Origin of the sequence: Cobetia sp. MMG027, from assembly GCF_027947415.1 — a bacterium.
GTDB classification, from domain to species: Bacteria; Pseudomonadota; Gammaproteobacteria; order Pseudomonadales; family Halomonadaceae; genus Cobetia; species Cobetia marina.
Genome location: NZ_JAQJIO010000003.1, coordinates 18,384 through 31,056, shown reverse-complemented (window position 1 = coordinate 31,056; position 12,673 = coordinate 18,384). Strand labels below are relative to the sequence as shown.

Genomic DNA, 12,673 nt, shown 5'->3' with positions numbered 1-12,673 from the left:
TGTCAGGGCACGAAAGGACGGGAATTCGCTGCATCAACATGGGGCGCTCACCTCAGTGAGTAACGCATGCTGAGAGCAGAATTTTTCCCTTCTCTGCCCAACACGCTCGCAAGAGCCGAAGCACGGAAAGGAGATTTGCATGACACAGCAGACCGATCAGCAGACACGTCAACAACTGCAAGGTAAGCGCGTGGCCATTCTCGCGACCCATGGCTTCGAGGAATCCGAGCTCGCGGTGCCGCGCGCCGCACTGCAGGAGGCGGGCGTCGAGGTACACATCGTCTCGCCGGAGAAGGACGGCATTCGTGCCTGGGCCGAAACCGACTGGGGCGAGACCTACCAGGTCGACACCTCGCTCAGCGATGCCAGCGAACACGACTACCATGGCCTGGTGCTACCGGGCGGCCTGTTCAATCCTGATACCCTGCGCCAGGACGAGACCGCACTGAACTTCGTGCGCAGCTTCTTCCAGGCCCACAAGCCGGTGGCCGCCATCTGTCACGCGCCGTGGATCCTGATCAACGCCGGGGTGGTCGAAGGCCGCAAGATGACCTCCTTCCCCTCCATCGCACAGGACCTGAAGAACGCCGGTGCCGAGTGGCAGGACAGCGACGTCGTGTGTGACAGCGCGCTGGTCACCAGCCGCAAGCCGGATGACCTCGATGCCTTCAATGCCAAGCTGCTCGAGGAGCTCGCCGAGGGCAAGCATCAGCATCAACACGCCTGATCTCGTCCCCGTCGACAGCACCCGAAAACGCCCCTGCCCCCGCGGCAGGGGCGTTTTTTTGCGCTCTGCACCGCAGACTGACGCTTATCGCGGGAAAAGCATTTGCGAGCAAGCACTTACCTTGAGCGCCATAGAGCATGAAGGCCAGAAGATCACGACATGGACTCAGGGAGACGTCGACACATCAGAGAACGCTGTTCGTCAAAGTGTCCGCGACACGGTATCGTGTGAACAGGGATCAAGAAGGGTGACTATCCGACAACACGGGAGACCACCCCATGCACACCATCACAATGGCACCAGTCCTGCTGAGCCTGGGACTCATGCTGAGCCTTGCCATCCCCGGTGTCGTTGCCGCGGATGATCGTCATCGCTCACAGGGTCAGCAGCATCACGGCCGACAGACCATCGAGCGTCACAGCACGCCGCAAAGCCGCCATGAGGCGATCAAGCGCCGCCATCTGAGGATGTTCGACGAGCCGCGGGTGGAGCGCCATCACTCTCGCCACGACACACGTCACCGCATTCCCCAGCGCCGCTACTACCAACATGAGCGCTACGCGCCTCATCAGTATCGACAATACGATTCGCGCCGCCATGACCTGCGCCGCCGTCACGATGGCGTGAGCATCGGCTTCCCGGCGATACGCATCAATATCCACTGAGCTGACGCACTCTCGAAGTGCCCAGCCAGCGCCCCCGCAGGAAGCTCAACGAGAGCCTGATGCCCAGATACGACACCGCCCCCGCAGGCTACCTGCGGGGGCGGTGTCGTGGGGAGTCAATCGGCCCGGATCAGGCGTCGCGCGGCTCGGCAAGCGTCGTGATCAGTCCTTTGAGCACCTGCCAGAATTCCCCGACCGAGTCGACCTCGACGCGCTCGCTGGGCGAGTGCGCACCGCGAATCAAGGGGCCGAAGGAAATCATCTCGAGCTGGGGATACTTGGCCCCCAGGATGCCGCATTCCAGACCGGCATGGATGACCTTGATCTCCGGCGCGCGGCCGGTGACGCGCTCGTGCAGGCGGCAGAATCGCGCCAAAAGCTCCGCCTCAGGCTGCGGCTGCCAACCCGGGTAGGCATTCTCGGCCTGAGTGTGCGCCCCCAACAGGCCGAACAGCCCGCGGATGCGCTGCTCCATCATGGAGACCGCATCATCACGCAGCGAGCGCACCAGGGCACAGAGATGGAAACTCCCCTCACGCAGCTGGACCACGCCGAGGTTGTTGGAGGTTTCCACCACGCCTTCCACGGCTGCGCTCATGCGCTCCACGCCATAGGGCGCGGCATCCAGTACGGCGACAAGCCGCTGGGTATCCTCGACGGACAGGGCACTCTCGGCATTGCCGCGCGTCACGTTGAGGGTGACGTCCGGGTCCGTGTCACGCAGCTCATCGCGAATCTGCGCCTCGAATTCCGCCAAGCGCTGGCGGGCTGCCGCGACACGCTCATCGAACAGCACCACGCCGACGGTCGCCTCGCGTGGCAGTGCATTGCGCAGCGTACCGCCAGACCAGCTGACCAGACGCGGCGAGAATTCCGCCAGCGCCACCAGTGCCCGTGACATCAGGCGGTTGGCATTGCCGCGCCCACGATGGATGTCGAGCCCGGAATGTCCTCCGACCAGCCCGCCGATGGTGAGCTCAAGCTCCGCCTCGGCATCCTTCAACGAGGACGTGGCGAATTCGTGCGCGACATTGATGTCCGCACCGCCAGCGCAACCGATGTAGACCTGGCCACGGTCCTCCGAGTCCAGATTGAGCAGATAGCGCCCTTCCAGCCAGCCTTCGGCCAGATTCAATGCGCCGCCCATCGAGGTTTCTTCCTCGAGGGTGAACAACGCCTCCAGCGGACCATGCACCAGCGTCTCGTCTTCCAGCACCGCCAGCGCCGCGGCGACGCCGAGGCCATTGTCGGCGCCTAGCGTCGTGCCGCGCGCCTTGAGCCAGCCATCCTCGAGATAGGTCTCGAGCGCATCACGGGTGAAGTCATGGCGGGAGTCGCTGGCCGCCTGGGCCACCATGTCGAGATGCCCCTGCAACACGATCCCCGGCGCGCTCTCATGGCCGGGGGTGGCCGCCTTGCGCAGACGCAGGTTGCCGAAATCGTCGCGGTCATGCGCGAGGCCGCGCGACTGCGCCCACTCAATCAGATGCTCAACCAGTGCCGCTTCATGCCCGGAAGGGCGCGGGATATTGCACAGGGTACGAAAATGACGCCAGACAATGGCGGGTTCCAACGTGTCGATATGCTCATTCATGGCGAAGTTTCCTGTTCTTGTCATCCCCGAGCATACGGAACCGTCCACGGCCGTGGCTAGTGGTTGTCGGTGCCTGTCGATCAGTGACTGCGAATATGCAAGGATGAGATCTCTCGACACGGCCACGCTGTGCACTTCCAGCCCCTGACAACCGGAGCCCTCATGCCCCGCCGACTTCTGCTGTTATCCGTCCTTTCCGCCACTGCTGGCCTGCTGATGCTGAGCGGCTGCTCGCCGATTCCCGACATGCCGGGACCGATCGGCATCCCCGGCCTCTGATCAATGATCGCCGGCAGGCAGGGCACCGTGCGCATCGACGAGACGCCCTGCCGCCGCACGACACCAGCGATCACGCGCCTTGCGCCCCACGATGCCCTGACGCTGGGCCCAGTCGATGAAGGCTGGTGCATCCTGGCCGGCCAGGGCCAGTGCGAGCCCGTGACGCGCGGCCTCATCCAGTCCGGATGAGCCGACGCACTGCTCATCCGGGGAGCCGTGGGCTTTCAGCGCGGCCTGCAGCCACGGCCGCACCAGGGCAAGACCTCCGCCACCGCGCCGATACCAGTCGAGTCGTTGCGGCCAGCCTTGAGCCGGTTGACAGCCTTGAGCCGGTTGACAGCCTTGAGCCGGTTGACAGCCTTGAGCCAGTTGACCGCCCAGGGCGAGCCGCGATGCCAGCACGTCAGGCAGCCCGGCCAGCTCATGCGCCAGCAGGCTCGGCAGCAGATGCTGAAAGTCCTGATGCAGCGCCTCGAGCAAGGTATCTCCCGGCGAGGCCTCGCCTGCGCCATCGCATGACTCCCCCGTCGCCTTGCCCATCATCACCGCATGCTCGCCACTGGCCGCATCCCGCTTGAGCCCCATGCGCAGTGGCATGAAGCCTTGGGACAGCCAGAAGGCCACCAGCCCCGCCTCGGCCCCGAAACTGGTGCCGAGACGAGTGACACCCGCCAGCCGTGCCTGCTGCTCCAGCGCATTGAGCAAGCGCGCCCCCTGCCCACGCCGCCACAGTGCGGGATGTATCGCGATGCGCAGAATCCGCCACCAGCGCGTCTCGGCGGCCGCCTGATGACCGGCATGCGCCGCCAGAGACTGCGCCAGCAGATGCCCGCGCGGCCGCCGCTGACCTCGCCAGATATCCTCTGCCAGCGGTGCAGGAAACCCGCCCTCCTCGACGGCCGCCACGACGCCCAGCCATGCCGGCTTGCCACTGGCGGTCTCCTGATGGCGAATCGCCAGCAGCCTGAGCCCCGGGGTATCCAGCAGCTGGCGCAGGTCCGCCGGCGTGGTGCGGTAATGCGCCTGCACCAGCAGGCCGAACAGCGACTCCAGCATCGCTTCATCGCGTGCCAGAGCGTCCCGATCCAGCACGACGACCTCACTGCCGGCCAGCCATTGCTCGACATCGCTGCGACCCTCCATGACCGGCGCCAACGTTGATGGCAGTGCCGAGAGCAACAACAGATCATCGGTCAGCGCCTCCAGCGGATCACCGGACGCCCAGCGGACAGGCGTGGTCATCTCAAGCGCCTGCCAGCCGGGGCATTGACGCTCGAGATGCTGGCGGAAACGCAGCTGGAACCCTCGCCCGGTACCTTCATAGCCATGGACGGTGGTGGCGAAGGCGATGCGCGGAAAATGCGCCAGAGACGCCTTGAGCAACGGGGTGGGGATGGCGGCCGCTTCATCGACGAACAAGCGCGGCAGCGGCCCCTCCGGGCAGGCAAGGCGGGCGGCGGCGATGGCGTCCGGCGCCAGGAAACGCAGCTCGCTCGCAACCTCCGCTCCATCAGCTGTCCACCCGCCTTGCGCGGGGGGTGCTGCCGGCACGCAAAGCCGAAAGGCATTGCCCTCGCGGCGCCCCCGCGGCAGCAGCGCTGCCAGACGCGCGAAGACCGCGGCCACCGCCGCCGGCCGTGGCGCCGTCAGCCAGACACTTTCCCCCGCTGCCAGACAGCGTGCCGCGGCGATGCCCAGCGCGGCACTCTTGCCGCGGCCACGATCGGCACTGATCACCACCGGCTGGTTCGGGCGGAGTGCCGCCAGCGCGGCCACCACCTCGGCCTGATCCGACGTCAGGCAATCAGGGTCCGTGACCTCACCGACACGGGTCGCTGCCTCCCCGGCGGGTGGCAGCGCCGGTAACGGTTCGCCCTGCGGCCAGTGCAGTACGCTGGCATCCGCCTGGAGACGCCGTGCCAGCCGCGCCAGATAGCGCGCCGCAAGCTGCTCACGCGCGAACGGCCAGTGCGCCAGACGCGCGTAGTCGCCATCCGGCGCTGGCGCTGGCTCGGCGTCGGCCCAGGCGGCAGGCGTCACCAGCACCAGCAGTCCTCCCGCCATCAGAGTGCCGGCCACGGCCCCGAAGGCATCGGGATCAAGACCACTCTGTGGATGTGCGGCATCGAAGACGACCAATGCCTGCTCGCCGCCCAGCTGAGTGGCAGCCTTGGCCATCGCCAGCGAGCGCACGTGTGTCCCGCCCGGCGTCGTGATCGCCTCTCCGGCTCCCAGCCACAGTGGAGCAGGCTCACGCGCTGGCCACAGATCACAGATCGCCAGCGCAGCAGCGCAGGGATCACCGCTCGTGCCCTCTCCGCCGCTGATCCACAGACAGGCGCGCTGATGCCGCGCGAGCAGGCGCTCATGCAGTGTCCGGCACCAGGCATCGATGGCGGGAGGGTCCAATGGGGCGGGGTAACGTGAAGAAGTCGTCATCATGGCGCGCAGCATGCCGCATGGTGACGTGGCAGACCAGACATGGTGCTGGAATCCCCATGACGGGAGGCCAGGGGCCAGTCACGCCGGGCAGCCCTCTCTCTCAACGTCCTTTTACTTAAGTAATATCTCATATTTAAAAACACCCCGTTGCAAGATAGGCAACGCAGGCGGCGCAAGAATGAGAATGGTTATATTTATGCCTATCAGGATAATGAAGCTCCACTTCCCATTATTGCGAGCCATCCCCGATGCCACAGCGTCATTTCGTCACCACTACTCTGCCCCGCGCGCTCAAGCCTGCCCTGCTCGCCCTGAGCCTGGCGGCACCGTTCGTGGCGGGCCAGGCCTCGGCACTGGAATACCCGATCGGCACTCCGGTCAAGGAAGGCGGCATGGAAATCGCGGCCGTCTATCTGCAGCCAGTGGTGATGGCCCCGGCAGGCAAGCTGCCGGCCAATCAGGCCGACATCCATCTGGAAGCCGATATCCACGCACTGATGGAAAACGACAACGGCTTCGCGCCGGGCGACTGGATTCCCTATCTGGGCATTCACTACACCCTGACCAAGCAGGGCAGTGATACCCCGATCGAAGGCGATCTGGTACCGATGATCGCCAACGACGGCACCCACTATGGCAAGAACGTCAAGCTGGATGGCCCGGGCAAGTACCACCTGACCTTCGACATCCAGCACCCGGACATGCCGCGTCACATCGACAAGGAAACCGGTGTCGCCGAGTGGCCGGACACCATCACCACCGATTACGACTTCGTGTATGCCGGTGTCGGCAAGAAAGGCGGCTACTGAGCACCAGCCTCTGCACGTGGCGGACATGACGGCGCCATCTCGTATCCGCCGGCATGTCCGCCCGCTGTCTCCAATGGCCGCCTGTGCTGAAAAGCGCTCGCGGCCATTGGTCGCTCTGCCGGCAACCCTCCATCCCTGGCACCTGGCGCCCGCGAGTGCCACGTCCGAATGACTCTCCCTCGTGCCTCTGCCGAGTGCCTACCCCACTATCCCGGAGCCCATCATGCGCCTTCCTCGTCGTCGCTCTGCCCGGCAGTCCGTCGCTGCGCTGCTGCCGACCCTCGCTCTGCTGCTGGCGGTACTGCTGCCGCGCGTGACGCTGGCCAGCGACATGCCGTCCTATGACCTGACGCTCACCAACGGCAAGCTCAGTCCCGAGGTGCTCAAGGTCAAGGCCGGCGAGAAATTCGTCATCCAGCTGCACAACGCGGGCAACACGCCCGCCGAATTCGAGAGCAATTCGCTGCGCAAGGAGAAGGTGCTGGCCCCGGGCGTGAAATCCTTCGTGGTGATCCACCCCTTGCGTGCCGGCAGCTACGACTACTTCGATGACTTCCACCTGCCGGATGCCCGCGGCAAGGTCGTCGCAGAAGACTGAGGCACAGGCACATGTCCGCCGTCACTCGTCTCGTCCCCTGCCGCGCCTGCCACCTCTTCCCTGTCAGGGCACGAACGGCATTGCCGATTCCTCACCCTGCCCGCTGTCCCCGAGAGTCCCGCCATGTTTGATCAGGTTCTGTTTATCGTCTGGCGCGAAAGCGTCGAAGCCATTCTCGTCATCGGCATCATGCATGCCTGGCTGGTGCAGTCGGGCACGCGCGCCGGGCTGCGCTACCTGTGGGGTGGGGTCGTTGCCGGTCTGGTGCTGGCCGGGCTGATGGGCGCGGCCCTGATGGGCGCCAACACCTGGCTGACCGGCACCGCCCAGGAAGTCTTCCAGGCGGCGCTGGTACTGATCGCCTGCCTGCTGATCACCCAGATGGTGCTCTGGATGCGGACCAAGGGCCGGACTCTCAAGGCAGAACTCGAGAGCGGCCTGGCCGAGGCCGTCTCCTCCGGCAGCTACTGGGGGGTCGCGGTACTGGTCGCCATCGCCGTGGCACGTGAAGGTGCGGAAACCGTCGTCTTCCTCTACGGCATGGGCGCCGCCAGCCTGCAGTCCGGTGGCATCGGCAGCTTCTCTCTCGCGGCCTTCATCGGTTTCGCGCTGGCAGTGGCGACCTTCATGGCCCTGCAGCTGGGTTCGCGCCTGTTCTCCTGGAAGCTGTTCTTCCGCGTCACGGAAGTCCTGCTGCTGCTGCTGGCCGCGTCATTGTTGATGTCAGGGCTTGAGCAGCTCATCGGCCTGGGCTATCTGCCGGCCGGTCTCGACCCGCTGTGGGATTCCAGCTGGCTGCTCGATGATGGCAGCGGTCTCGGTGGCCTGCTGGCGACCTTCGCCGGCTATCGCGCCTGGCCCGCCACCACCATGGTGCTGGGCTATGCCCTCTACTGGGTCATCGTCATCACTCTGATGAAGCGCCAGCGCAAGGTGGAGCGCAAGGATCAGCGCAAGCAGCTCACCGCCCGCGCGCGCAGCTGATGCCCGTCCCGCGCACTGCCCAGTGAGAGAAGAGGAAGCGTTCATGGCCCATTGCAGTACACACTCCGCACGCCCCGACGCACGGGCGGACATCATCGCCAGTGACGCCGGAGCCGGCGCCTCCCGAGCCACGCGTATCGCGCGTTTCGGCCAGGCGATGCAACAGCGGCGCGGCCTGATCCAGCTGATCCAGTGGCTGGTGGTGGGCATCTACGCCTTCCTGCTGGTGGTGCCGGCATTGCTGCCGCTGCCCGACTATCAGGCGCACATCCTCACCAATCTGACGGTGTTCGCCGAATTCGTGTTCTGGGGGCTGTGGTGGCCCTTCGTGCTGATCAGCATGGTGCTGATGGGCCGGGTGTGGTGCGGGGTCTTCTGCCCCGAGGGTACCCTGACGGAGGCCGCCAGCCGCATCGGGCTCGGCCGGCCGATTCCGGGCTGGATGCGCTGGGGAGGCTGGCCCTTCGTGGCCTTCCTGGGCACCACGCTCTACGGTCAGCTGGCCAGCGTCTATCAGTACCCGCTGGGCGCGCTGGTGGTACTGGGCGGCTCGACGGTGGCGGCGATCGTGGTCGGGCTGATCTACGGCAAGGGCACACGTGTCTGGTGCCGTCAGCTATGCCCGGTGAATGGCGTCTTCAATCTGCTGGCGCGCCTTTCGCCGACCCACTTCCGTACCGACCAGGCGCGCTGGAACGCCCACAACCGCGCCGTGCGCCAGGGCAATGCCGTGCGTACGCATGCGCCTGACTGCGCGCCATTGATTCCGCTCAAGCAGCTCGACAGTGCCGGCGACTGCCATGTCTGCGGGCGCTGCAGTGGCTACAAGGACGCGATGCAGCTGGAATGGCGGTCGCCGGGCGTGGAGCTGGTCGAACCGCCGCAGCCGGTGCGTTTCACCCACTACTCGGTGCTGGTGTTCGGCCTGCTCGGCATCGCCATCGGCGCCTTCAGCTGGAGCGCCAGCCCGTGGTTCGTCGCGCTCAAGCAGCAGCTGGCCGTCTGGCTGATCGAGCATGACCTGATGTGGCCGCTGACCACCACCCTGCCCACCTGGATCCTGACCAACTACCCCGAGCACAACGATGTCTTCAATCTGCTCGATGGCAGTCTGATCACGCTGTGGATCGTGGTGGGCGGCGGTCTGCTGGGCGCACTCACCAGCCTGCCGCTCTTGCTTGGCAACTGGCTGATGGGGGGCAAGGCGACGCTGTCACGCCTGTGGCATCTCTCGCTGAGCCTGATTCCGCTGGGCGGGCTCGGCGTGTTCCTCGGCCTCTCCGCCACCACCATGACGCTGCTGCGCGGTGACGGCATCAACCTCACCTGGGCCAATGATCTTCGTGCCGTGCTGCTGGCACTGGCCTGCCTGTGGGGCCTGCGACTGGCCTGGCGCATCACTGGCGAGCAGTACAATGGCGAGCAGCGCAACGGCGAGCAGCGCAACGGCGAGCAGCGCAACGGTGGACGGCTCGCCGGCAACGCCGCACGACTGGTCGGCACGACAAGCGTCGCACTGGCCTGCCTGCCCGCGCTGGGGGTCTGGTACCTGATGTTCTGGGGCTGGTGAGACGCTGTCACCCGAAGGCTGAAACGACAAGACCCGCCATCAAGGCGGGTCTTTTTGTTGGCCGGGGCGGCGGTGACGCCACGGGACGCCACGCTAGTGAGCGCCGCCTTCGTCACTGCCCTCGTTCTCCGGGCGACGGAAGGCGATCACCACGACACTGCCCACCACATAGACCGCACCCAGCCACAGGAAGATATTGTCGAAGGCCAGCACCTCGGCCTGAAGACTGATGCGCTGCGCGATCATCGCGACGCCCGCCTGCCAGGGGTCGGTCAGGCCCGAGAAGGTCACCTGATAGCTGGCCAGCTGGTCGATCACCACCTGACGGCTCTGGTCAATGGAGCCGATCAGCTGGTTCCAGTGGTAGTCCTCCCGCCAGTCGCGCACGGTATCGATCAGCGCCAGCCCCACCGCGCCGCCCAGGTTGCGCATCACGTTGAACAGGCCACTGCCGTTGCCCAGTTCGTGGGGCGCCAGTCGTCCCATCGCCAGGCGTGACACCGACAGCAGCACCAGAATCTGGCCCACGCCACGGATGACCTGCGGCCAGAAGAACTCGTTGTAGCCCGAGCCCGACGTCAGATGAGCATTCATGCCGGTGCCGACACCGGTCAGCACCAGACCGATGAACATCATCAGGCGCAGATCGATGAGATCGGAGAGCTTGCCCGACAGCGGTGCCATCAGGAACATCGCCACGCCCGCCACGAACATCACCTCGCCGATCTGCAGGCTCGAGAAGCCACGCACGCTGCCGAGGAACAGCGGCACCAGATAGACCAGCCCGTAGAGCACCACGCCCAGCCAGAAGCCGACCAGCGCGCCGAGCGCGAAGTTGCGATTCTTGAACACGCGCAGATCCACGATGGGGTTGTCAGCACTCAGCACGCGCCAGAAGAAGCCCACGCAGCTCAGCGCGCAGACGATGGCCCACAGCAGAATGGGGGTGCTGGCGAACCAGTCATCTCCCGGCCCCTCCTCCAGCACGTATTCGAGGCTGCCGAGAAACACCGCCATCAACGACAGTCCCAGCGTGTCCAGACGCTTGAGCAGTCCGCGATCACCGCTGTCGATCTCCAGATTGCGCCACACCAGACTGGCCACGAGGATGCCCGGCAGCAGATTGGCCAGAAACAGCCAGTGCCAGCTGAAATACTCGGTCAGATAGCCACCGACGGTGGGACCGATGGACGGCGCCATGGTCGCCACCAGGCCGATCACCGCCTGAATGGTGCCCATCTTGCGCCGCGGGAAGATCGAGAAGCTCACGGCCTGGGTCAGCGGAATCATCGCCCCGCCCATGAAGCCCTGGACCGCACGCAGCACGATCAGCGCCTCAAGCGAGGTGGACAATGCACAGCCCAGACTCGCCAGCGTGAACCCCAGCGCCGAGACGGTCAGTACCACGCGGGTCGAGAAGATGCGCGCCAGCATGCCCGAGAGCGGAATCATCACGATCTCGGCGATCAGATAGCTGGTCTGGATCCAGGAGACCTGCTCGGGACTGGCCGCCAGGCCCGCCTGGATCTCATTGAGCGAGCTGGCGACGATCTGGATATCCAGGATCGCCATGAACATGCCGAACACCGCCGCGATGAAGCCGATCTGCTGACGGCGCGACGGCATGTCACTGGCAGCCCCTGCCGGGGCTGCGGTTGCCTCGGCCATGCTCACTGCGCTCCGTGTTCGGCGGTGGCCGCGACATCGGAGGCGGCCTGCACGCTATCAGGTGCCATGACTGGCGCGGTGACACTGGCCGCATAGGTGCCGGTCTCCGGCAGCTCGCGGGTGTCGATGGACGGCACGACCGACAGCCCCGCCCGCAGGCGTGGCAATGCCGCTTCCGGGCCCGTCAGACGGATACGCACCGGCACGCGCTGGACGATCTTGTTGAAGTTGCCGGTGGCATTGTCCGTCGGCAGCAGGCTGAACTCGGTGCCGGTCGCCGGCGCGAGGCTGTCCACCACCCCCTCGAACTCGATGTCCGGATAGGCATCCACCTCAAGGTGGACCGGCTGCCCGACACGCATGCGCTCGGTCTGGGTTTCCTTGTAGTTGGCCACCACGTAGGCGCTTTCCACCGGCACCAGCTGCATCAGGGTCAGCGAGGCGCTGGCCATGGTGCCGACCTCGACACTGCGATTGCCGACCACGCCGTTCTGGGGCGCACGAATCGAGGTCTTCTCCAGCTGGTGGCGCGCGTAGGCGAGATCCGCCGCCGCTGACACCACTTCGGCGCGGGCCGAGTCCAGCTGTGCCTTGTAGACCTCGAGTTGCTGACGCGCGGAGACCAGCGACGCCTGCTGCTGCGCCACGCTGGCCTCGGCGGTGCGCAGGGTCACCTGGTCATCTTCAAGGGACTGCCGCGAGGCGTAGCTGCGGCTCTCAAGACTCCTTGAGCGCTTGAGATGCAGCGCGGCCTGATCGCGCTCGGCCTTGGCCGAGGCCAGGGCCGCCTTGGCCACATCGATCTTCGCGCTCTGCAGATCCAGCTGACGCTCGGCCTGGACTTCCCCGGTGCGCGCCTTGTCGAGTGCGGCGCTCGCCTGATCCAGGTTGGCCCTGGCATCCCCGTCGTCCAGCTGAACCAGCAACTGCCCTTTCTTCACCGGCTGGTTGTCATGCACCAGCATGCGCGTCACACGCGCGGTGATCTCGGAACGTACCGGCACGCTGTCGGTCCGCACATAGGCATTGTCGGTCTCCTGCATGAAGCGCCCGACCTGCCACCACTCGACTCCCATCACGCCACCCGCGATCACGCCCGCCACCACGAGGAGCGCCACTGCGCCCTTGCCTGCCTTGTTCATACGGCGACTCTCTGTTGCTGCCTGTCAGTGCCAGGCAGGGAAACCGTCTGACGGTGGCCGGCCTCGATGACGCAACGCCTGCGCTCGGGACTGCCATCTTGCACCGCCACTAAGTGTAATGAATACTACACTTCATTGAGCCACCCCCGACAGCGTCAACCGACAGCGTGCCTCGTTCGCAATATCGCAACCCTG

10 protein-coding genes are annotated in these 12,673 nt (G+C 65.7%); 6 read left to right on the top strand and 4 right to left on the bottom strand.

Annotated features, from left to right (window positions below; all coding sequences use genetic code 11):
• Positions 1–139: 139 nt before the first annotated feature.
• The gene (locus PJK54_RS04205; RefSeq protein ID WP_136939109.1) at positions 140–727 is read left to right on the top strand and encodes a type 1 glutamine amidotransferase domain-containing protein; all 588 of its coding nucleotides are present in this window, start codon (positions 140–142) and stop codon (positions 725–727) included.
• Positions 728–1,005: 278 nt separating this feature from the next.
• Positions 1,006–1,392 carry a hypothetical protein gene (locus tag PJK54_RS04200; RefSeq protein ID WP_136939110.1) on the top strand — a complete coding sequence of 129 codons (387 nt, stop codon included), beginning with the start codon at positions 1,006–1,008 and terminating at the stop codon, positions 1,390–1,392.
• Between the two features lie 130 nt (positions 1,393–1,522).
• Here PJK54_RS04200 and PJK54_RS04195 read toward each other — a convergent pair whose 3' ends face one another.
• Together PJK54_RS04195 and PJK54_RS04190 are read right to left on the bottom strand one after the other, a co-directional pair.
• Positions 1,523–2,986 carry an aminoacyl-histidine dipeptidase gene (locus tag PJK54_RS04195; RefSeq protein WP_271302331.1) on the bottom strand — a complete coding sequence of 488 codons (1,464 nt, stop codon included), beginning with the start codon at positions 2,984–2,986 and terminating at the stop codon, positions 1,523–1,525.
• Positions 2,987–3,265: 279 nt separating this feature from the next.
• Complete coding sequence (locus PJK54_RS04190) at positions 3,266–5,707, bottom strand: GNAT family N-acetyltransferase (protein WP_271302330.1); 2,442 nt, start codon at positions 5,705–5,707, stop codon at positions 3,266–3,268.
• 248 nt (positions 5,708–5,955) lie between these two features.
• Between PJK54_RS04190 and PJK54_RS04185 the strand changes: the two genes are divergently transcribed.
• From PJK54_RS04185 to PJK54_RS04170, 4 genes are all read left to right on the top strand, one after another.
• Positions 5,956–6,516, top strand: coding sequence for an iron transporter (locus PJK54_RS04185; RefSeq protein ID WP_077378625.1), 561 nt, complete (start codon positions 5,956–5,958; stop codon positions 6,514–6,516).
• 223 nt (positions 6,517–6,739) lie between these two features.
• Positions 6,740–7,114 (top strand): cupredoxin domain-containing protein, encoded by a 375-nt coding sequence (locus PJK54_RS04180; RefSeq protein WP_077378622.1) that lies wholly within the window; start codon positions 6,740–6,742, stop codon positions 7,112–7,114.
• Positions 7,115–7,237: 123 nt separating this feature from the next.
• Complete coding sequence (locus tag PJK54_RS04175) at positions 7,238–8,098, top strand: FTR1 family iron permease (RefSeq protein ID WP_077378619.1); 861 nt, start codon at positions 7,238–7,240, stop codon at positions 8,096–8,098.
• A gap of 43 nt (positions 8,099–8,141) precedes the next feature.
• Positions 8,142–9,668 (top strand): 4Fe-4S binding protein, encoded by a 1,527-nt coding sequence (locus tag PJK54_RS04170; RefSeq protein ID WP_271302329.1) that lies wholly within the window; start codon positions 8,142–8,144, stop codon positions 9,666–9,668.
• Between the two features lie 93 nt (positions 9,669–9,761).
• Here PJK54_RS04170 and PJK54_RS04165 read toward each other — a convergent pair whose 3' ends face one another.
• Complete coding sequence (locus PJK54_RS04165) at positions 9,762–11,336, bottom strand: DHA2 family efflux MFS transporter permease subunit (protein ID WP_271302328.1); 1,575 nt, start codon at positions 11,334–11,336, stop codon at positions 9,762–9,764.
• 2 nt (positions 11,337–11,338) lie between these two features.
• Positions 11,339–12,478: an HlyD family secretion protein gene (locus PJK54_RS04160; RefSeq protein ID WP_271302327.1), complete on the bottom strand. Its 1,140-nt coding sequence runs from the start codon at positions 12,476–12,478 to the stop codon at positions 11,339–11,341.
• Between the last annotated feature and the right edge of the window lie 195 nt (positions 12,479–12,673).

What these genes read in the sequence shown, in the direction of transcription:
- PJK54_RS04160 (WP_271302327.1), bottom strand. Translation starts at nt 12,478, where the DNA reads ATGAACAAGGCAGGCAAGGGCGCAGTGGCGCTCCTCGTGGTGGCGGGC.
- PJK54_RS04190 (WP_271302330.1), bottom strand. Translation starts at nt 5,707, where the DNA reads ATGATGACGACTTCTTCACGTTACCCCGCCCCATTGGACCCTCCCGCC.
- PJK54_RS04165 (WP_271302328.1), bottom strand. Translation starts at nt 11,336, where the DNA reads ATGGCCGAGGCAACCGCAGCCCCGGCAGGGGCTGCCAGTGACATGCCG.
- PJK54_RS04170 (WP_271302329.1), top strand. Translation starts at nt 8,142, where the DNA reads ATGGCCCATTGCAGTACACACTCCGCACGCCCCGACGCACGGGCGGAC.
- PJK54_RS04195 (WP_271302331.1), bottom strand. Translation starts at nt 2,986, where the DNA reads ATGAATGAGCATATCGACACGTTGGAACCCGCCATTGTCTGGCGTCAT.
- PJK54_RS04175 (WP_077378619.1), top strand. Translation starts at nt 7,238, where the DNA reads ATGTTTGATCAGGTTCTGTTTATCGTCTGGCGCGAAAGCGTCGAAGCC.
- PJK54_RS04185 (WP_077378625.1), top strand. Translation starts at nt 5,956, where the DNA reads ATGCCACAGCGTCATTTCGTCACCACTACTCTGCCCCGCGCGCTCAAG.
- PJK54_RS04200 (WP_136939110.1), top strand. Translation starts at nt 1,006, where the DNA reads ATGCACACCATCACAATGGCACCAGTCCTGCTGAGCCTGGGACTCATG.
- PJK54_RS04205 (WP_136939109.1), top strand. Translation starts at nt 140, where the DNA reads ATGACACAGCAGACCGATCAGCAGACACGTCAACAACTGCAAGGTAAG.
- PJK54_RS04180 (WP_077378622.1), top strand. Translation starts at nt 6,740, where the DNA reads ATGCGCCTTCCTCGTCGTCGCTCTGCCCGGCAGTCCGTCGCTGCGCTG.